Here is a 19,036-nt window from a genome sequence, read left to right as displayed (position 1 = left end):
CTACCGCCATTCCGGCGGCAACAACCATGCCGACTACGCAGCGATCCCCTGGTCGATACTCGACACCGCGGGCAGCGCAGCGCGAATGGCCGCGGCGAGGGATCTAGCTATTGGCGGTGGAACCGCATTGGAGACCTGCTCCACCTGCTGCGAGAGAGTGCCCTCAAGGACGAAATTCTTTGGAAAGCCCTGAAGGAGCATTGCCTCGTAGATGCTCAGTCGGCGAGTCCCGTCTGGGTGCACGTGAATTTCGCGATGCCCGTAGGCCACCGTCGGGCTTGGTTTGTCCCACGAGAGGCGTCGGAAGCTCCTGGTAGGCGCCGGACCATCGACCTCGCCCTTGAATCGCTTGGACCGGGGTGTCATCGTCCAGTGGTTCGGATGGGGTCGGATCTCGTCGGCTGAGACATTCCGCGAAAAGAACGCTGGCTGGGGGAGGAAACCGATCGCGCCCCTCACGGTTAAATCGACTTTGTCGCGAGGGATGGTCTTCGGCTTCAGAGCCTTGGCCGCAGCCTCGTCCTTAAACCCCGAGATGATCACTCGGTTCCGCGTCTGGGGCACACCGTAGTCGAGAGCCGAATGCTGGGCGACGCCCGCGGTTAGTTTCAAGTGCTCGAACCGCGCGAGGATACTGTGGAAGACCACGGAGTGCTTCGCATCGCGGATGCCCATCACGTTCTCGAAGAGGACGAACTGCACGTCGTAGCGGGCTTGCAACGCCTCGACGATTTCGAGGTAAAAGGCCGGCATTTGGTTGCGAGGGTCGTCGGCGCGCGAGTTCGGGTTCGCGCGGGAGAACCCTTGGCACGGGGGACCGCCGATGATTCCGATTGCCTCGCCGTCCTTCAAGGCTTTCGCGATCTCATCCAAGACAAGGAGCTTCCCGGACGTCTCTCTCCGAGTCGTGATGTCCCCCGCGACTGACATAGTTTTAGGAAAGTTACGCTTGTGTGTCTGGATCGCAGCGGCCATCCGATCGACCGCGAAGGCGATCTCGTAGCCCTCCTGATGGAAACCAAGATCAAGTCCGCCGGCACCCGAAAAAAGGCTCACGATACGAGGCAGGACCATCGGGCTCTCCTTCGGCAACGCAGGCACCCGGATTTGGGCCTATGCAGATCAGCGTAGCGGCAACGATGGCTGGGATCAGCACGATTGCAGCGTGTCGAGGAGACGCGGTCCCTCCTGCGGGCTGGCGCGATACGCGCGCCACAAGAAGGTGCTTGACTGCCCTGCTCGGCGGAATTGGGTCACTCCTGCAATGCCTCCGCCATGCCCACCCACCACGCCACCGGCATCGTCGCCTCGCGCCTCACCGGCTTCGCCCGGAGCGTCCTGCTCGTGGCCGCGATCGGCGGCACGAGCGCGTCGCCCGGCGGGCAGATCTTCGACGTCGCGAACGCGCTGCCGACGAACTTCTTCACGCTGATCGCCGGCGGAGTCCTCGCCTCCGTGCTGCTCCCCCACCTCGTCGAGTACGTGGCAAAGGGGCAGCGACGGCAGCGTGACGGCCGCGCTCCTGGTCGGGCTGGTGGGCACGGCGGCGCTCCTGGCGGGAGCGCCCGGCCTGGTGCGCATCTACGCCGGATCCTGGCCGGCCGACTGGCTGCGACTCGGAACGTGGCTGGCGCTGTGGTACCTCCCGCAGGTGTTCTTCTCAGTCGCATTCGCGGTGGCGGCCCAGCTGCTCAACGCCTACGGCAACGTGGTGGCGGCTGCCTGGGCGCCAGTGGCCGCGAACGGGGTTGCGTGCGGAGGGGTGGCCGCGTTCCTGCGCCTCGTGCCCTCGGGGTTGGTCGCTCCTGAGGAGTGGACCCTGACGATGGTGCTGCTGACTGCGGGCGGGGCCACGGCCGGGGCCGTCGTTCAGGCGGCGGTGCTGGTGGTGCCGCTGTGGCGATGCGGGTTCTGGTTTCGGCCGCGCTTCGCCTTCAGATCTCTGAGCAGGATCGGCGACGCTGCGCTCTGGTCGTTCGCCGCGACGCTGGCGGGGCAGCTCGCCTTCGTCGTCACCTCGTCGGTGTCGTCGTCGGCCGGGGCTCGGCTCACCGCCGCCGGGGTCGTCGGGCCGAGCCTCAATTCGCTGTCGAATGCGTACCTGCTGGGACTTGTTCCGTTCAGCGTGTTCGTGGTCGCGGTGACGACGACCAAGGCCAAGGCGCTGGTCGAGGCGTCGCCGCAGGAGCTCGAGCGACTCGTAGGGCGGCTGCTGGCTTTCGTGCTGGCGGTGATGACTCCGTCGGTGGTGGCGCTCGTGGTGCTCGCGCCGGTCGTGAGCCGGATCATCTGGAACACCGACGTGATCGGCACGGTGGTGATCTGCCTGGCGCCGGGGATGGTCCCGTTCGCGCTGCTCTACGTCTGCACCCGGGTGCTGTACGCGGTGAGGCGGGCACGGCTGGCGTTCGTGCCGCAGGGAGTGGTGGCGGTGGCGACTGCGGCGAGCGCCGCCGTGGCGTCGGCCCTGCTGCCGGACGAGCAAGTCGTGCTGGGTGTCGCCGTGGGGGTCGGGGTGGCGAATGCGGTGGGGGTGGGTGTGGCGCTGGTCCTGATGCGACGGCGTGCCGGGGTGCGGGTGGGGCTGCGACGCCTCGCGCCCCCAGCGTCGTAGCGTGTGGTCATGGACACCCCGCGGACCATCGACGATTACCGGTCGGGCGCAGTGCACGAGAGCTGGATGCGAATCTGCCGCTTCCTGCTGAGCGACGACGAGTTCCGCACCCTCCGCATCGAGATCGTCGACGACCATGGCAAGGCTGTCGCCGGGAGCACGGTCGTCGGCGAGAACGACTTCGGCGCGCGCGTCACGATCGCCGACGAGCAGCTGAACGTCTCGCTGTTCGAGCCGCGCTCCGTCGACGAGATCGCCTCGCAGTTCTACAACGACCTGCAGGACTTCATCTCGGAGTCCGCCTTCGGCTGGGGCGAGCTGCGCGGGCCGATGTGGGCGTGGGACGAGCAGGGCGGGCCGGCGCCGTACGAGGCGTGAGCCGAGCGCCGTCACGGGGGTGACCCTGTTGCGGTCGGAGTGACTTTCCCTGGGCGTGAATTCACGCACAGGGAAAGTGTCCCGAAAGGGAAGGCGGGGGGCGGCAGGCGGGGCGCGGGCGGGCGGGCCCGACGGCGGCGCGCCAGTTCCTGCGCCTGTAGGCACTTCTGGCCCTGTGGACAACTCTGCCGGGGTCGACGGGGTCGTCTACGGTGGACGTGTGAACGACGCCCTCTTCGACAGCCTCTTCCGCGCCCTGGAGGCCGAGCCCGACAACGCCGAGCTGCGGGGCCAGGTCGCCGAGCTGCTGCTCGAACGCGGGCGCCACGCCGAGGCGCTCGAGCACGCGTCGCGCATCCTCCGTACCGAGCCGACCAGCGCCACCGCGCTCACGGTGATCGCGGGGGCGAGTGCAGCCCTAGCAGGAACTCCGGCTCCCCAGCCAGCAGCCCCCTCAGCCGAGCCTCCCGCCGCCCCAGCCGCCGCACCCGCCGCCGCCGAGACGACCGCGTTCGACTGGCACCGCGCCGAGGCCGACCTCGGCCCGCAAGACGTCCCCGCGCCGTTCGTGAGCGACGACGCCGACGGCACGGACGACGGGCGCATCGCCATCCAGCCCGGTGACGACGCCGTCGTCCCCTCCCTCGACGTCGAGATCCCCACGGTGACGCTGGCCGATGTCGGCGGCCTGGAGGTGGTGAAGCAGCGGATCCGCGAGTCGTTCCTCGAGCCGATGAAGCACCCGGAGGTCGCGGCGGCGTTCGGCAAGACGCTCCGCGGCGGGCTGCTGCTCTACGGCCCTCCCGGCTGCGGCAAGACGTTCATGGCCAAGGCGATCGCGGGCGAGCTCGGTGCTCGGTTCATCACGGTCGGAATCAGCGACATCGTCGGCAGCTACCAGGGCGAGACCGAGCGCAACCTGCACAACCTGTTCGAGAAGGCCCGCAGCCTGGCGCCCGCCGTGCTCTTCCTCGACGAGCTCGACGCCATCGGCGCCCGCCGCTCCGGCCTCGGCGCCGGCTGGTCGGGGCTCCGCCTCATGGTCGACCAGCTGCTGCTCGAGCTCGACTCGATGGTCGCCGACAACGACGGCCTATTCGTGCTCGGGGCCACCAACTCGCCGTGGGACGTCGATGCGTCGCTCCTTCGCCCCGGCCGCTTCGACCGCATGATGCTCGTGCTCCCGCCCGACGCCCCGGCGCGCGAGGCCATCCTCACGCACCACCTCGAACGCCGCCCCATCGCCGGCATCCAGCTGCAGAAGCTCGTCGACCGCACCGACGGCTTCTCAGGCGCCGATCTCGAGCACCTCGTCGCCTCTGCGGCGGAGCAGGCGATGACCCGGTCGATCAAGTCGGGCGTCATCGAGCCGATCGGCATGAAAGACCTCGAGACCGTGCTCAAGCAGGTCAAGCCGAGCACCGGCTCGTGGCTCGTCAGCGCCAAGAATGTCGCCAGCTTCGCCAACGCCGACGGCCGCTACGACGACCTCGTCGAGTACCTCAAGCAGAAGCGGATTCTCTAGCGACCGATGGAGGGGGACGCAGAGGGGATCATCACCCGGGCCGATCAGCTGCGCGGGCTCGGCCAGCACGACCGTGCCCGCACACTCATCGACGACGCCCTCGGCGCCGACCCCGAGAACCCCGACCTGCTGTTCGAGCACGCTCTCCTGCTCACCGACGCCGGCACCCGCTGGGGCCTCATCCTGGCCGAGAGCACCCTTCGCGAGGTCATCGCCGCCGAGCCCGACAGGCTGCCGTTCCGCGTTGCCTGGGCCACCGTCATGTCGCTCCTCGGCCACCTCGACGAAGCTCGGTCCGCCCTCCTCGACCTGCTCGCGGTCTCGCCCGACCTCGCCGAAGCCCATCTGCAGCTGGCGATCACCTACCTCGGCGAGGGCGACGGCAACGCGCACCTCGCCGACGAGACCCTGGCCCGCTCCGCCTCCCGCCGCAGCCTCGAGCTCACCCGCGGCTCGACCCGTGCATACCTCACGGCGATCACCATCGAGCGCCACTTCGGCCACGACGCCGAAGCCCTGCGCCTCACGAACGCCGCGCTCGAGACCGACCCGACGAACTTGCCGCTGCAGGTCGTCCGGGCCGAGCTGGCACCCCTGGCCGAGCAGGCGTCGCGCGCCCTCGACCTGCTCACGCTCGACCCGACCGACGGCCCCTCGCGGTCGCTCCTCGACGCCGTCGTCACTTGGCGTCGGCGCGCGGCCGCGACCCCGCTCCTGCTCGCCGCGCTCCTGCCCGGGCTGCTGCTCGTGCTCGACCTCTCCCCTGCGCTCCCGGCGGTCGGCGCCGTCGCCTCTCTCGTGGTGTGCGCGCTGGCCGGAGCCGCCTACCGCGACTTCCGCCGCGGGCTGCCCCCGGCGTACCTGGCGCTGAGGCGCACCGAGTTCAGGCAAGGTCCCCTCGTGGTCGGCGGGGCGGCGGCCGGGCTGGTGGTGATGGCGGTCGGTGCGGCGGTGACGGTGGCCTCACGGGATGCCGCCGCGTTCCTGCTGCTGATCGCCTCACTGATCGACTTCGCCGTCTTCGTGATGATCGCGTGGGACGACCACCGGATTCTCTACCGTGCCCAGCCCGGCGCGGCGTCCGCGTACGGAACCGCCTACCGCTTCGCCCGACGACGCCTCGAACTCGGCGCGTGGACCGCAGTCGCGACCGCCGTCGTCGGCCTCGTCATCGCGGTCACCCCCTACGTCCGCAGCGACGTCGACCCCACCGCCGACGTGATCCCGTTCGCCGCCGTCGGCGCCGCGTTCGCCGTCATCACGATCTACACGCTCGTCGAGACCGTCGCGTCGCACCAGAGCGTGCCGCTCACGCGCAGTCGGATGCGCCTGTTTCGTGCCCGCCGGGCCTTCTCCGTGATGGCTGTCGCGCTGACGATGGGCGGCTTCGCGGTGGGCGCCGCCACGGGCTTCACGCTCGATGACGGCGCAGGAACTCCCCACCCCGCCTCGACCCTCCACCCCGCGCCCTACACCCCCGACCCTGCCGAACCCGCCTCCGGGGCCTGCGCCTACACGCACCCGCACGCCTTCACGCCCTCGACCCCCTGCGGCCCCTGATGGCGACAGACCCCGAAGCCGTCTTGCACCAGGCTCTCACCTTCGAGGGGCTCGGGCAGACGCAGCGCGCCTTCGAGCTCGTCGGAGCAGCCGTCGTCGAGCACCCCGGCCACCCCAAGCTGCTGACCGAGCTCGCCTCGCTGCAGGCCGACCTCGGCGACCTACCGCGCGCCGAGGTACGCGCCCGCGAGGCCGTGGCCGCCGCGCCGAACGCACCCGGGCCGCGCATCATGCTGGCCAACATCATCCTGCGGGGCGGCCGCAAGGAGGCCGCACGGAAGCACCTCGACGTCGTGCTGCAGCTCTCGCCCGACCACCCGGCGGCGCACATCAACTACGCGCTCACCTACCTCGGAGCCCGCTCGGCCCGCGAGCGCGCCATCGGCCGCCAGGCGTACGAGCGCGCTCTCGAGCTGAGCCGCGGCTCCTCGTCGATGGTCGACCTGGCCGCGATGATCGAGCACGACTACGGCAACGACCCCGAGGCCATCCGGCTGCTCGACCAGGCGCTCGAGCTGGAGCCGCAGAACCGCGCGCTCCTCAAGTCGCGTGTGGAGTACTCGGCCGTCGGCGAGCAGACCGACGCCCTGACGACGCTGCTTCAGGCCGACCCGGGCGACTCGGAGTCGCGCGAGCTGCTCGACGCCGTCGTCACGTGGCGCCGGCGGGCCGCCGGGTCGGCTCCGCTGATCGCGGCCTTTTTGCCCGCACTGCTGTTCGTCTCCACGCGAGCCTGGCCGATGACCGTCGCCGGAGTGGTGATCGGCCTGATCGGCTGCGCCCTCGCCGGCGCCTGGTACCGCGGGTACCTGCAGCGGCTGCCGGAGGCGTACCGGCGGGTGCGCCGGTCGGAGTTCCGCGGGTTCGGGGTGGCGCGGGCGCTCGCGGCGGCGGGGCTCGCGGCGCTGGCGGCCGCCGGGGTCGCCGCACCCGTGTCGGTGTGGGCGAGTTCCTGCGCCCTCGGGGTCTCGGCCCTGCTCGAGGTCGCCGCGCTGTCGATCGCCGCGCAGGACGACCGCCGCGTGCTCAGGACGGCCCGGGCCCGCACCGGCTACGCCTGGTACGGCACGGCCAACCGCTTCGGGACGCTCCGTCAGGAGCTCGCCCTCTGGACAGCGCTCGCCACCGCCGTCGTCGGACTCTCCGCCTATCTGACGGGGTGGAGCGTCGTCTCGGGCGGCGCGTCGGTCGCCCCGCTCGTCGCGATCGGGGTGGTCACCGCCGCGATCGCGATCTTCGCGCTGTGCGAGGCGATCATGACGACGGCCAGCGTTCCGCACCGGTTCGGCGGGCGGCTGGCATTCCGCTACCGGCTCGGGATCGCCGCGCTCGCAACGCTGGCACTCGTCGGGAGCCTCGCCGCCGGCGCATTGACCGGGTTCGCGCCGACGTCGTCGTCGAACCCCTCGCCCGGCGGCGACCCGTCGGTGGTCGACCCGGACTTCGACTTCCCGACCGACCCGGTCACCGTGCCGCACATCACGTTCTCGGTGCCGCCGGTGCCGACGTTCGCGCCGACGCCGTAGGGGGCGGGGCGGCGTGCCCTCCGCGGCCGCATCTAGTCGCGAATCCGACTTCTCGGCGCGTTTAATCGCGCCTAGAAGTCGGAATCGCGACTAGATGCGTCGGCGCGGCGGGGCGGGGCGGCGTGGGGCGGCGAGCGCCGCCTCGAGCTCGAGGGCGCCGGCCGTCGAGCGATCGTCGTAGAACTCGACCCACGCATGGGCGACGTGACCAAGCGGGTCCGCGTCGTGGACGACGTACGGAGCGTTCGACGCGCTGATCCGCTTGGTGCCGTGGTCGTCGGGTTCGCCGAGCACGAGTGCGTCGACTCCGTGCGACTCTCCCAGGGCCGTGATGACCTCTGCCGACCGCGCGCCGATGACGGCCACGATCGTCGCGTTCTGGACTGCCATGGCCCATTGGACGTCGCGGGTGCGGGGTGCACCCACGTGCAACCCGCTCGGGGCCGCCGGAGACGAATCTCAGCGAATACCCACCTTCCTGCTCGGGGCCTCCGAACAGTCGTCTGAAAGCAGGCATTCGACGACTCGAGGCAGCCATGACCACCATCACTCCCCCGCGACTCACCGCAGTTCGGCGCCAGACGGCCTCGGTAGCGGCCTCATCTCTCGTGGACTCAGACGTGCTGCGGGCTCTCGATGAGTCGGCGAGCCGCCGCCTCATCCGTGCAGCCGAGCGTCGTCGCCAGCGTGTCGTCACCGTGGCCTGCTCGATCCTCGTCGGACTCGGCGCCACCGGCACCCTCGCCTTCGCAAGCCTCCTCGTCGCCGGCCACTAGCGGCGGCTCGGCCACCCACGACCGGCGCCAGGCCTCAGGCCTCAGGCCACGGTGACCGTCACTTCGTCCCAGCCCTCGGCTCCGTCGGGAGCCGGCGGAACGTACTTCGCCGTCTGCCGCTTGCCGTCTTTCGACGTCGCCCGCACCTGGATCCGGTGCCGGCCCTTCGTGGCGTCCCACCGGTACACCCACTGCCGCCAGGTGTCGTCGCTGATCGAATCGGCGAGCGTCGCCTCGACCCAGTCACCGTTGTCGACGCGGATCTCGACGGCGGCGACGCCGGTGTGGGGCTCCCACGCGACGCCGGCGATCGGCACGGTGCCCGCCGACACGGTCTTCGAGCCCGACGGGGTGTCGATGCGCGACTCCAGCTTCGCCGGCCCCTTCTCGGTCCACCCGCGCGTCGACCAGTACGCCTTCTCGTCGGCGAAGCGCGTGACCTTCAGCGACGTCACCCACTTCGTGGCGCTCACGTAGCCGAACAGGCCGGGCACGACCATCCGCACCGGAAATCCATGCTCGAGCGGCAGAGGCTCACCGTTCATCCCGATCGCGAGGAGCGCCTGCGTCGAGTCGTCCTGCAGCACCGACAGCGGCGTGCCGGCGGTGAAGCCGTCGATGCTCCGCGACAGCACCATGTCGGCCGACGCGTCGGGAGCCCCGCGCTTGAGCAGCTCCCGGATCGGATAGCCGAGCCAGCGCGCGTTGCCGATGAGGTCGCCTCCGACCTCGTTCGACACGCACGACAGCGTGGCCGTGTGCTCGACGAGCGGAAGGTCGAGCAGCTGCTTCCAGGTCAGGGTGATGGGCGTCTCGACGAGCCCCTCGATCTGCAGGCTCCACGTCGACGGGTCGATCTGCGGCACGGAGAGCGCCGTGTCGATCCGGTAGAAGTCGGCGTTGGGCGTGATGTACGGCGTGATGCCGGCGACCGAGAGCAAAGCCCCCGCCGGAGCCGCATCCTCGGTCACGGCAGCGGCCGGCAGCTTCACCGCGGCACGCAGTGCCTCCGCATTGACGACGGCGCCGTTGATCACTCGGGCACCCGCCCCGACCACGGCCCACGCCGCAGCGCTGAGGGCGGTCCAGCGGAAGAACGCGCGCCGTTCCAGGCCCGACGACCGCATGGCGGGCGACAGCTTCGGCCGCACCTCCATCTCGCCGGCGTCGTACCGTGCGGCGGCCTCCCACCGGAACAGCCGCGCGATCACGGCATGGAGCACGAGAGTGGCGACGATGGCCCCGACGAGCGACGGCACGATGTCGAAGTTGCCCGCTCCGGCACGGGTGCGCACGGCGAGGATCGCCAGCAGCCCGCCGACGCCGAACACCACGCGCCCCCACGGTGGCCGGCTGCGTTCGAGCAGCCCGGCGCCCGCCGTGATGATCACGAGCAGAACCCCCATGAGCGCGAAGAGCGCAGCCTTGTCGCCGGTGCCGAAGAGTGCCACCATCAGGTTCTTCGCCCCGGGCGGCGCGAGGTCGATGACCGCGCCGCCGACGCCCACGAGCGGGCTGGACCCGGCGCCGATCACGACGGCGACCGCCTCGGCCGACGCGAGGAACGCGATCAGGGCGAGGACCCCGCCGAGCGCCGCCCACACCTTCAGCGCGCGGCTCGACGGCACCGCCGCGGCAGGCGGGGCCGCGACAGGCGGAGCGACACGTGTGGACATGGATCGAGGCTAGGCGAGCGGCCCGAGTTCCTGCTGTGGTTATCCACAGTCTCGCGGCATCTCGTAAGACCCGCGCCGTGCCTTATCGAAGGACGCCGCGTCGGCACACAAGGATTTCGCGCTCCGGCTGAAGGCACCACAAGGAGATCCGCCCTGCCGTGCGCACGCCACAAGGACGCTCACCCCCGCAATCCTCACCAAAGGCAGCCAACGATTTGCCAACCCGGCAAACGAGCTTGCCCCCGCACCCGCGCCGCCCCCACCCTGGGAGCATGACCTCCTCTCCCGTGCCCGACGAAGCCTTCTGGAACGACCTCTACGGCGACCGCCCGCGCTGGAGCGGCAACCCCAACCCGCACCTCGTCTCGACCGCGACGGGCCTCACGCCCGGCCGCGCACTCGAAATCGGATCAGGCGAAGGCGGCGACTCGATCTGGCTCGCACAGCAGGGATGGGATGTGACCGCACTCGAGCTCTCCACCGTGGCGCTCACGCGGGCCCGCACCGCCGCCGAGTCCGCCCCCGGGCTCCGCCCCGTCGAATGGCTGCACGCCGACGCCCTCACCTGGCAGCCGTCAGGCGCCGACTTCGACCTCGTCTCGTCGCAGTACTCGCACTTCCCGCCCGCTGAGATGTCGACGCTCCTGGCCACGATGGCGGCCGCCACCCGCCCGGGCGGGAAGCTCGTCGTGGTCGGCCACGAGGCGCACGAGCACGCGATGATCGGCCCGGAGTTCTTCTTCGCCGCCGCCGATCTCGCTCCGCAGCTCGGCGACGGCTGGACGATCGCGCAGGCGGGCCTGCTCCCGCACCCGGTGCGCGAGGGCCGCGACGAGGTGCTGGTGGCGGTGAAGGCGACCGCATAAGAAGAGGTCGCCGCTGGCCTGGTGCGCGTCTTTCGCGGGTCTGCATCGGCCCGTCACACGTCCGCCTCGGGCCCGCCTCGGGCCTGTGGAGAACGCCGACGAGTGTCGGCGGCCCCTGCCAGACTGGACCCATGACCGAGGCACCTCCCCTCGTCGATGCGACGGACGTGATCCGGCTGGTGGGCCGGCCGGCGTTCGAGCGCGCCAAGAGCTCTGTCCGGTCGCAGCTCGTGCTCAGCACCGCGTGGAATCCCGTCGAGCACCGCCTGAGCGGGTCGGTCAAGGGCAGCGAGGCCGAGCCGTACGAGGCCGCGGTTACCCTCACGCCGGCGCGCGGCGACTACGGCCGGCCGACGCAGAGCACCTGCACGTGCTTCGTCGGCGAGGCCTGCAAGCACGTCGCTGCGCTCCTGCTCGCGGCGAACGCGGCGAAGGTGCAGCAGACCGTGACGGCGGGCGCGCAAGCCGTGTCACCGGGGGCGCCTCCCGACCCGGCCGTCCCCGCCTGGAAGTCCGCGCTCGACGCCCTCACCGGCACCCCGGCACCTCCGCGCGAGACGGCTACGCCGATGGGGCTCCAGTTCGAGCTCCGCGAGCGTGGTCGCACGCCCACCCAGCGCTGGGGAGCACCGACGTCCCGACCCGCCACGCCCCGCTCGGCCACGGCGGGCGGCAGCTTCCGGCTCGGTGTCCGGCCCGTCACGATGAGCGCTCGAGGCAACTGGACTCGCGGCTCCCTGACCTGGACCACCCTCCCGTTCTCGCTCAACCGTCTCGGCTCCAGCCCCGAGCAGCACCGCTGGTTCGGCCAGTTCCAGGCGCTTCACCGGTCCGCCCGGGAGGCGTACGTACCGGGCGAGGCCGACTGGCTGTACCTCGACGACTTCGCGAGCCCTCTGCTCTGGCCGCTGCTGGCCGAGGGCGCCCGGCTCGGCATCGGCTTCGTCACCGGCAAGCGCGAGACCGACGTGACCGTGGCCGACGAGGCGCGGCTCACGCTCGACGCCGCGCGTGCTCCGCTCCCGGCCGCCGCCGACGACGCGTCGATCCACCTCACTCCGACGGTGCTCATCGGCGAGCGCTCCCATCCCGCGCCGTTCGTCGGGGTCGTCGCCGACCACGGGGTCTACACGTGGGCCTTCACGCCCGCGCCGCACTTCACCCTCGCGCCGACGGGGCACATGACCGCCGAGCAGCGGGCTCTGCTGACCAGCCCGCGCCCGATCGAGGTTCCGGCGGCGGCGAGGGACGAGTTCCTGCAGGAGTTCTATCCCCGCCTCGCCTCGACGGTGGAGGTCGTCAGCTCGGACGCCTCGGTGGCGCTGCCCGAGATCGAGCCGCCGATGCTGACGCTCACCTGCACGTTCGAGGAGGGCGACCGCCTCGACCTCGAGTGGGCGTGGGAGTACGCCGGCCGCGTCGAGAGGCTGTCGGAGTACGCGGTGCCGGGCGATCTCGACGGCGTGCTGGGCGGCCCGCCTGCCAAGCTCGCGTTGCGCGGGCTCGACGCCGCGGAGTTCGTCGCCACGGTCCTGCCGGTGCTCGAGGCCCGCGACGACGTGCGCGTGCGCCAGGTCGGCGAGCGCCCCGACTACCGCGAGCTGACCGAGACGCCGCAGCTCACGGTGACCACGGTCGAGACGGACAAGCGCGACTGGTTCGACCTCGGCGTGCTTGTCACCGTCGAGGGCCGCACCATCCCGTTCACGCCGCTGTTCAGCGCGCTGGCCAAGGGCCGCGACAAGCTGCTGATGGTCGACAAGACGTACCTGTCGCTGAAGCAGCCGGTCTTCGACGAGCTCAAGCGGCTGATCGCCGAGGCCGAGGCGCTCGACGAGTGGAGCGCTGGTGGCGGTCCGGCGGGCGAGCTCCACATCAACCGGTACCAGGCGAGCCTCTGGTCGGAGTTCGAGGAGCTCGCCGACGCCAGCCACCAGGCCGAGTCGTGGCGCCGCACCGCCGAGGGGCTCAACGGCATCGCGGCCGGTGAGAGCATCCAGGCGACTCCGGTGCCCGACACCGTGCAGGCCGAGCTGCGGCCGTATCAGGTCGACGGGTTCCGGTGGCTGGCCTTCCTCTACGAGCACGGGCTCGGCGGCGTGCTGGCCGACGACATGGGTCTGGGCAAGACGCTGCAGACGCTCGCCCTGATGGAGCATGTGCGGCGGGGTTCCGGAGTTCCTGCGCCCCCGTTCTTGGTCGTCGCACCGACGTCTGTGGTCTCGAACTGGGTGGCCGAGGCGGCGAAGTTCACGCCGGGCCTCCGTGTCGCGGGCGTGACGACGACGGCGGCGAAGGGGCGGCTGAAGCTCGACGAGCTGGCTGCCGCGCACGACGTGATCGTCACGTCGTACGCGCTTCTGCGGCTCGACCTCGCCAGGTACGAGGCGGTGGACTGGGCCGGGCTCGTGCTCGACGAGGCGCAGATGATCAAGAACCGGCAGTCGAAGGCGCACAAGGCGGCCGTCGAGATCCGTGCGCCGTTCAAGCTCGCCATCACGGGCACGCCGCTCGAGAACGACCTGATGGATCTCTGGTCGCTCTTCCATGTGGTGTCGCCGGGTCTGCTGACGACGGGTCTGCGGTTCACCGAGGAGTACCTCAAGCCGATCTCGCAGCACGACCGGCCCGATCTGCTCGCTCGACTGCGGCGGCGCGTGCGACCGCTGATGCTGCGGCGCACCAAGGAGCTCGTGGCGTCCGACCTGCCCGAGAAGCAGGAGCAGGTGCTGCGCGTCGACCTCGCGCCGGCGCACCGCAAGCTCTACGACCTCGTGCTGCAGCGGGAGCGGATGAAGCTGCTCGATCTCGTCGACGACCTGGATCGCAACCGGTTCATCGTGTTCCGGTCGCTGACGCTGCTGCGGATGCTGGCGCTCGACGCGTCGCTCATCGACGCCGAGGCCTACGCCGACGTGCCGTCGTCGAAGCTCGAGGTGCTGCTCGAAGAGCTCGCCGACGTGGTGGCGGGCGGGCACCGGGCGCTGATCTTCAGCCAGTTCACGTCGTACCTCCGGCTCGTCCAGGCCCGGCTCGACGGCGCGGGCATCGCGCACACCTACCTCGACGGCTCGACGCGCCACCGCGCCGAGGTGATCGACGAGTTCAAGGCGGGGGCGGCGCCGGTCTTCCTGATCAGCCTGAAGGCCGGCGGGTTCGGGCTGAACCTGACCGAGGCCGACTACGTCTTCCTGCTCGATCCCTGGTGGAACCCCGCCTCCGAGGCGCAGGCCATCGACCGCACCCACCGCATCGGTCAGACCTCGAACGTGATGGTCTACCGGATGATCGCCAACGACACCATCGAAGAGAAGGTCATGGCCCTGAAGGAGACGAAGGCCAAGCTGTTCGACGCGATGATGGACGACGACGAGGCCGCGTTCGGCGGGTCCCTCACAGCGGCCGACATCCGAGGCCTGCTCGAGGGGTAGCCCTGGCTCGTGCGTGCCCTCGAGGGGGACGGGCCCTGTGGATAACTTCAGCGGGATGTCGGCGGCCCCTGCGAGAGTAGGGGCATGACAGACGGCACCACGACCATCGACGGCACCTCTCTCGACGCGGAGGCCCTCGAGCTCCTGCGAGCGCTGACCGGGCGCGACGACGCGGTGTTCCACGACGGGCAGCTCGAGGCGATTCGGGCGCTGGTGGCCGATCGTCGGCGAGCCCTGGTCGTGCAGCGCACCGGATGGGGCAAGTCAGCCGTCTACTTCATCGCAACTCTTCTGCTCCGGCGTCGCGGGGCCGGCCCGACCCTGCTCGTCAGCCCTCTGCTCGCCCTCATGCGCGACCAGGTGGCGGCCGCTGCGCGTGCCGGAGTGCGCGCCGCAGCGCTCAACTCGGCCAACGCGCACGAGTGGGGCGACGTGCGCGAGCGCATCGCGGCCGGTGAGGTCGACGTGCTGCTGGTGTCGCCCGAGCGGCTCAACAACCCGCGGTTCCGTGACGAGCAGATGCCCGAGCTGATCCGCACGCTCGGCATGCTCGTCGTCGACGAGGCGCACTGCATCTCCGACTGGGGCCACGACTTCCGGCCCGACTACCGGCGGCTGGCCGACCTCATCCGCACCCTGCCGCACGAGGTGCCGGTGCTGGCGACGACCGCGACGGCGAATGCCCGAGTCGTGGCTGACGTCGAAGAGCAACTGGGCGCAGGAACCCCGGTGCTCACCATCCGAGGCTCCCTCGCCCGAGCCTCGCTCCGGCTCGGTGTGCTGACCCTGCCCTCGAGCAGAGAGCGCCTCGGCTGGCTCATCGACCACCTCACCGACCTGCCCGGCTCGGGCATCATCTACACGCTCACCATCTCCGCCGCCGACGACACCGCGCGGCTGCTGCGTGACGCCGGGTACGACGTCGCCTCCTACTCCGGGCGCACTGATCCCGAAGAGCGCGAACGGCTCGAGCAGCGCCTTAAGACGAACGACCTGAAAGCGCTCGTGGCGACCAGCGCCCTCGGCATGGGGTTCGACAAGCCCGACCTCGGGTTCGTCGTACACCTCGGCGCGCCGAGCTCCCCCGTCGCGTACTACCAGCAGATCGGCCGCGCGGGGCGAGCCACCGACTCGGCCGATGTGCTGCTGCTGCCGGGGAGCGAAGACGGCGAGATCTGGCAGTACTTCGCGACAGCGTCCATGCCCTCCGAGGCGCGGGCGCACGCGGTGCTGTCCGCGCTCACCGACCTGCCCATGTCGACGCAGGCGCTCGAGGCCCGGGTCGACGTCAAGCGGTCGCCGCTCGAGCTCATGCTCAAAGTGCTCGACGTCGACGGGGCCGCCAAGCGCGTGCAGGGCGGCTGGATCTCGACGGAGACCGGCTGGAGCTACGACGCCGAGCGCTACGGCCGCATCGCCGAGGCCCGCGTCGCCGAGCAGAACGCGATGATCCGGTACGAATCGGGCGAGACCTGCCGCATGCAGCTGCTGCAGGCCGACCTCGACGACCCGGCCGCCGCACCTTGCGGTCGGTGCGACGTCTGCGCCGGAGCGTGGTACCCGGTCGACGTCGACTCATCCGCAGCCACGCAGGCCGCCGGCGCCCTCGACCGGGTCGGCGTCGAGATCGAGCCCCGCGCGCAGTGGCCGACGGGCGCCGACCGCGTGGGCCTGTCGGTGAAGGGCAAGATCAGCCCCGCCAAGCGCGTGGAGCCCGGCCGTGCCCTCGCCCGACTCACCGATCTCGGGTGGGGAACAACCCTCCGCACCACCTTCGCCCCGGCCACCCCCGACGCGCCGCTCAGCCGCTCCCTCCTCGACGGGTGCGTGCGCGTCCTCGCCGACTGGCCGTGGGAGGCCCGACCCACCGGCATCGTCGCGATGCCGTCGTCGACCCACCCGCAGCTCATCGCATCCCTGGCCGAGGCCCTCGGCGCCGTCGGCAGGCTTCCCGTGCTGGGCTCGCTCGCGTCGTCGCGCGTGGCCCCTCCCGGCCCGACCGGTGCGGCCGATTCCGTTCCGGCCAGGCGCGAGCGCGGCGGAAACAGCGTCTTCCGCCTCGCCGACGTCTGGGAGAGCGTGCACGTGCCGGCCGAGCTCGCCGCGACCCTCGCCGCCCACTCTGGCCCCGTCCTGCTCGTGGACGACCTCGTCGACAGCCGCTGGACCCTCACCGTGGCCGGCCGCGCCCTTCGTCGTGCTGGCGCCGACGCCGTGCTGCCCTTCGCGCTCGCCGTCGTCGGCTAGGGCGGGCGGGGCGTCGCGTCCGCGCGTCCGCGCGCCCGGCGCACGCTCGCGCCCGGCGCACGCTCGCGCCCGGCGCGCCCGGCGCACGCTCGCGCCCGGCGTCCGCACGCCCGCGCCTCGTGTTCACCTCAGCCCGACGCCGCGCCCCCGCACCACGATCGGGACTCCACACCACGCACGCGGCCGAACGCACCACGATCAGGACTCCACACCACGTCGTGCCGTGGTGCCGAGTCCCGATCGTGGGCCGGGCCCGACGACCGGCCGCCGATGCCCCCGATCGCGATACTCCGGCCCACGATCGCGACATGACACCACAATCCGGCTTGGTGTCATGTCGCGATCGTGGGCCGAGTTGCCGCGAAGGACACTCCGAGCCACCCCGCAGGCGCGCCGCGCTACTCCGGCGGCACCCCAGGCCCACTCGACTCTGCACCAGACCCACTCGACCCCGCACCAGCCCCACCAGCCCCACCAGACCCCGCCGGGCCCCCCGGCCACGCCGACCCACCACCTCCGAGCCGCCGCCGCACCCGCGCGATCGGCCCGGTGCGCGGCTCGCGCTCGAGCGGCGCGACGACCTCGCGGTCGTAGTGCGCGCTGAGCTCGGAGAGCAGGACGGCGCGCTGGGCGCGCGCGTACGCCCGCGACTCGCGACTGAACGCGACGACGGTTGCCCAGCACATCAGGATCATCACGATGCTGAAGGGCAGCGCCGTGGTGATGGCGGCGGTCTTGAGGGCGGTGAGGCCGCCGGCGACGAGGAGCGCGATGGCCACGAGCGCAGTGATGCCGGCGAAGAAGACGCGTATCCACGCCTTCGGCTCGATGTCGCCGCCGGTCGCGATCATCGCCATGACGAGCGCGCCGCTGTCGGCCGACGTCACGAAGAACACGGCGATGAGGATGATCGCACCCACGACGAGCACCGACCCGGCCGGCAGCGACCCCAGCAGCTGAAACAGAGCCCCCTCGACGTCGACAGCCCCACCCGAGCCGGCACCAGACCCACCGAAGACATCCCCAGCCCCACCCGAGCCGGCACCAGAACCACCGAACACAGCCCCAGCCCCACCCGAGCCAGCACCAGACCCACCGAGAGCACCCCCGATCAACCCGCCACCCCCGTACAGCTGCGCGAACAGCGCCGTCCCGCCCAGCACGCCGAACCACAGGAAGGTCAGCAGCGTCGGAATGAGCAGCACCCCGAAGACGAACTGCCGCACGGTGCGTCCCTTCGAGATGCGCGCGATGAAGATCCCGACGAACGGCGCCCACGACATCCACCAGCCCCAGTAGAACGTCGTCCAGGTGCCCTGCCACGCCTCGCCGCGCGCACCCGAGAACGCGCTGACCGTGAACGACAGCCCGACGAAGCCCTGCAGGTAGGCGCCGATCGACTGCACGAATTCCCTCAGCAGGAACTGCGTGGGCCCGACGATCAACACGAAGACGAGCAGTGCGCCCGCGAGCAGCAGGTTGAAGTTCGACAGGAGCTTCATGCCCCGCGCCACTCCCGTGACGAGCGAGACGACGGCGACGAGCGTGACGACGATGATCAGCACGATCTGCACAGTCAGCGACGACTGCACGAACCCGGTCTTCTCGAGCCCGGCGCTGATCTGCAGGACGCCGAGGCCGAGCGAGGTGGCGACGCCGAACAGCGTGCCGACGAGAGCGATGACGTCGATGAGGTTGCCCCACCCGCCGCGCACCCGCTTGCCGAGTACGGGCTCGAGCGCCCAGCGGATCGATACCGGCCGGCCCCGTCGGTGCACGGCGTAGGCGAGGGCCAGCCCGACGACCACGTAGATGCCCCATGCGTGCAGGCCCCAGTGCAGGAAGGTCTGCGTGATCGCCTCCTGCGCGAGGTGCGCCGGCGTGCCGGTGACGCCGGGGCGCGGGTCGGCGAAGTGGCTGAGCGGCTCCGACACCCCGTAGAAGACGAGTCCGATGCCCATTCCCGCGGCGAAGAGCAGCGAGAACCACGACGCCGTCGAGAACTCCGGCTTGTCGGTGTCGCGGCCGAGCACGATGTCGCCGTACCGGCTGAACCCCATCCAGATCGCGAAGCCGACGAAGCCCGCGGCGATCAAGACGTAGTACCAGCTGAAGTCGCGCACGATGGCGGTCTGCACGGCGGCGAACACGCCCTCGGCGGTGGCGGGTGCGGCCAGCGTGAAGGCGACGAAAGCGAGCACCAGCACGGCGGCGGGCCAGAACACCCAGCGCTTGACGGCGGGCGCACCTGAAATCCTGACAGCAGGCGCACCTGACTTCTGCGACGACATTCCGACCCCGATCCGTGGGAGGTGAGCCCACTGAAATGGAGTATGCCACGAGTCGCGGCAGCGAGTTCCTGCGCCAGAAGCAGAACTGCACGATCTGCAATCTCCCCCGCAGACGTAACCGCGCCAAAACCACGAGGGCAGGATGG

At 71.0% G+C, this 19,036-nt stretch carries 14 protein-coding genes; 9 read left to right on the top strand and 5 right to left on the bottom strand.

Annotated elements, in window-relative coordinates; genetic code table 11:
* Positions 1 to 33: 33 nt before the first annotated feature.
* Positions 34 to 1,074, bottom strand: a complete 1,041-nt coding sequence (locus AC3CBB_RS03495; RefSeq protein ID WP_488626003.1) for a DNA cytosine methyltransferase — start codon at positions 1,072 to 1,074, stop codon at positions 34 to 36.
* Between the two features lie 179 nt (positions 1,075 to 1,253).
* Positions 1,254 to 1,427, bottom strand: a complete 174-nt coding sequence (locus AC3CBB_RS03490; protein ID WP_488626002.1) for a hypothetical protein — start codon at positions 1,425 to 1,427, stop codon at positions 1,254 to 1,256.
* Between the two features lie 80 nt (positions 1,428 to 1,507).
* Between AC3CBB_RS03490 and AC3CBB_RS03485 the strand changes: the two genes are divergently transcribed.
* The 5 genes from AC3CBB_RS03485 to AC3CBB_RS03465 all read left to right on the top strand — a co-directional run bounded on the left by AC3CBB_RS03485 (position 1,508) and on the right by AC3CBB_RS03465 (position 7,603).
* Positions 1,508 to 2,614, top strand: coding sequence for a lipid II flippase MurJ (locus AC3CBB_RS03485; protein ID WP_488626001.1), 1,107 nt, complete (start codon positions 1,508 to 1,510; stop codon positions 2,612 to 2,614).
* 9 nt (positions 2,615 to 2,623) lie between these two features.
* On the top strand, positions 2,624 to 2,992 hold the full coding sequence (locus AC3CBB_RS03480) for a hypothetical protein (RefSeq protein WP_488626000.1): 369 nt from the start codon (positions 2,624 to 2,626) through the stop codon (positions 2,990 to 2,992).
* 220 nt (positions 2,993 to 3,212) lie between these two features.
* Positions 3,213 to 4,517 (top strand): AAA family ATPase, encoded by a 1,305-nt coding sequence (locus AC3CBB_RS03475; RefSeq protein ID WP_488625999.1) that lies wholly within the window; start codon positions 3,213 to 3,215, stop codon positions 4,515 to 4,517.
* Positions 4,518 to 4,523: 6 nt separating this feature from the next.
* The gene (locus AC3CBB_RS03470) at positions 4,524 to 6,077 is read left to right on the top strand and encodes a tetratricopeptide repeat protein (protein ID WP_488625998.1); all 1,554 of its coding nucleotides are present in this window, start codon (positions 4,524 to 4,526) and stop codon (positions 6,075 to 6,077) included.
* Positions 6,077 to 7,603: a tetratricopeptide repeat protein gene (locus AC3CBB_RS03465; RefSeq protein WP_488625997.1), complete on the top strand. Its 1,527-nt coding sequence runs from the start codon at positions 6,077 to 6,079 to the stop codon at positions 7,601 to 7,603. Before AC3CBB_RS03470 ends, AC3CBB_RS03465 begins: the two co-directional genes overlap by 1 nt.
* 90 nt (positions 7,604 to 7,693) lie before the next feature.
* On the opposite strand, the gene AC3CBB_RS03460 is transcribed toward AC3CBB_RS03465, so the two are convergent.
* On the bottom strand, positions 7,694 to 7,993 hold the full coding sequence (locus AC3CBB_RS03460) for a hypothetical protein (protein WP_488625996.1): 300 nt from the start codon (positions 7,991 to 7,993) through the stop codon (positions 7,694 to 7,696).
* Positions 7,994 to 8,139: 146 nt separating this feature from the next.
* Here AC3CBB_RS03460 and AC3CBB_RS03455 point away from each other — a divergent pair, with 146 nt between their 5' ends.
* Positions 8,140 to 8,379, top strand: coding sequence for a hypothetical protein (locus AC3CBB_RS03455; protein ID WP_488625995.1), 240 nt, complete (start codon positions 8,140 to 8,142; stop codon positions 8,377 to 8,379).
* 41 nt (positions 8,380 to 8,420) lie between these two features.
* Here AC3CBB_RS03455 and AC3CBB_RS03450 read toward each other — a convergent pair whose 3' ends face one another.
* The gene (locus AC3CBB_RS03450) at positions 8,421 to 10,055 is read right to left on the bottom strand and encodes a molybdopterin-dependent oxidoreductase (RefSeq protein ID WP_488625994.1); all 1,635 of its coding nucleotides are present in this window, start codon (positions 10,053 to 10,055) and stop codon (positions 8,421 to 8,423) included.
* 272 nt (positions 10,056 to 10,327) lie between these two features.
* Between AC3CBB_RS03450 and AC3CBB_RS03445 the strand changes: the two genes are divergently transcribed.
* From AC3CBB_RS03445 to AC3CBB_RS03435, 3 genes are all read left to right on the top strand, one after another.
* Positions 10,328 to 10,921 carry an SAM-dependent methyltransferase gene (locus tag AC3CBB_RS03445; protein WP_488625993.1) on the top strand — a complete coding sequence of 198 codons (594 nt, stop codon included), beginning with the start codon at positions 10,328 to 10,330 and terminating at the stop codon, positions 10,919 to 10,921.
* Positions 10,922 to 11,052: 131 nt separating this feature from the next.
* On the top strand, positions 11,053 to 14,352 hold the full coding sequence (locus AC3CBB_RS03440) for an SNF2-related protein (protein ID WP_488625992.1): 3,300 nt from the start codon (positions 11,053 to 11,055) through the stop codon (positions 14,350 to 14,352).
* Between the two features lie 84 nt (positions 14,353 to 14,436).
* Entirely contained in the window at positions 14,437 to 16,599 is a 2,163-nt protein-coding gene (locus AC3CBB_RS03435) for a RecQ family ATP-dependent DNA helicase (RefSeq protein ID WP_488625991.1), read from the top strand.
* A gap of 398 nt (positions 16,600 to 16,997) precedes the next feature.
* Here the strand turns inward: AC3CBB_RS03435 and AC3CBB_RS03430 are convergent, their stop codons facing one another.
* Positions 16,998 to 18,890 (bottom strand): BCCT family transporter, encoded by a 1,893-nt coding sequence (locus AC3CBB_RS03430; RefSeq protein ID WP_488625990.1) that lies wholly within the window; start codon positions 18,888 to 18,890, stop codon positions 16,998 to 17,000.
* Positions 18,891 to 19,036 lie beyond the last annotated feature (146 nt).

The organism is Frondihabitans sp. OV104 (assembly GCF_057787745.1).
This window is presented reverse-complemented; position numbering and strand designations above follow the sequence as displayed.

Coding starts and splice junctions, on each gene's coding strand:
- AC3CBB_RS03495 (WP_488626003.1), bottom strand. CDS start 1,074: ATGGTCCTGCCTCGTATCGTGAGCCTTTTTTCGGGTGCCGGCGGACTT.
- AC3CBB_RS03480 (WP_488626000.1), top strand. CDS start 2,624: ATGGACACCCCGCGGACCATCGACGATTACCGGTCGGGCGCAGTGCAC.
- AC3CBB_RS03470 (WP_488625998.1), top strand. CDS start 4,524: ATGGAGGGGGACGCAGAGGGGATCATCACCCGGGCCGATCAGCTGCGC.
- AC3CBB_RS03465 (WP_488625997.1), top strand. CDS start 6,077: ATGGCGACAGACCCCGAAGCCGTCTTGCACCAGGCTCTCACCTTCGAG.
- AC3CBB_RS03460 (WP_488625996.1), bottom strand. CDS start 7,993: ATGGCAGTCCAGAACGCGACGATCGTGGCCGTCATCGGCGCGCGGTCG.
- AC3CBB_RS03455 (WP_488625995.1), top strand. CDS start 8,140: ATGACCACCATCACTCCCCCGCGACTCACCGCAGTTCGGCGCCAGACG.
- AC3CBB_RS03450 (WP_488625994.1), bottom strand. CDS start 10,055: ATGTCCACACGTGTCGCTCCGCCTGTCGCGGCCCCGCCTGCCGCGGCG.
- AC3CBB_RS03445 (WP_488625993.1), top strand. CDS start 10,328: ATGACCTCCTCTCCCGTGCCCGACGAAGCCTTCTGGAACGACCTCTAC.
- AC3CBB_RS03440 (WP_488625992.1), top strand. CDS start 11,053: ATGACCGAGGCACCTCCCCTCGTCGATGCGACGGACGTGATCCGGCTG.
- AC3CBB_RS03435 (WP_488625991.1), top strand. CDS start 14,437: ATGACAGACGGCACCACGACCATCGACGGCACCTCTCTCGACGCGGAG.
- AC3CBB_RS03430 (WP_488625990.1), bottom strand. CDS start 18,890: ATGTCGTCGCAGAAGTCAGGTGCGCCTGCTGTCAGGATTTCAGGTGCG.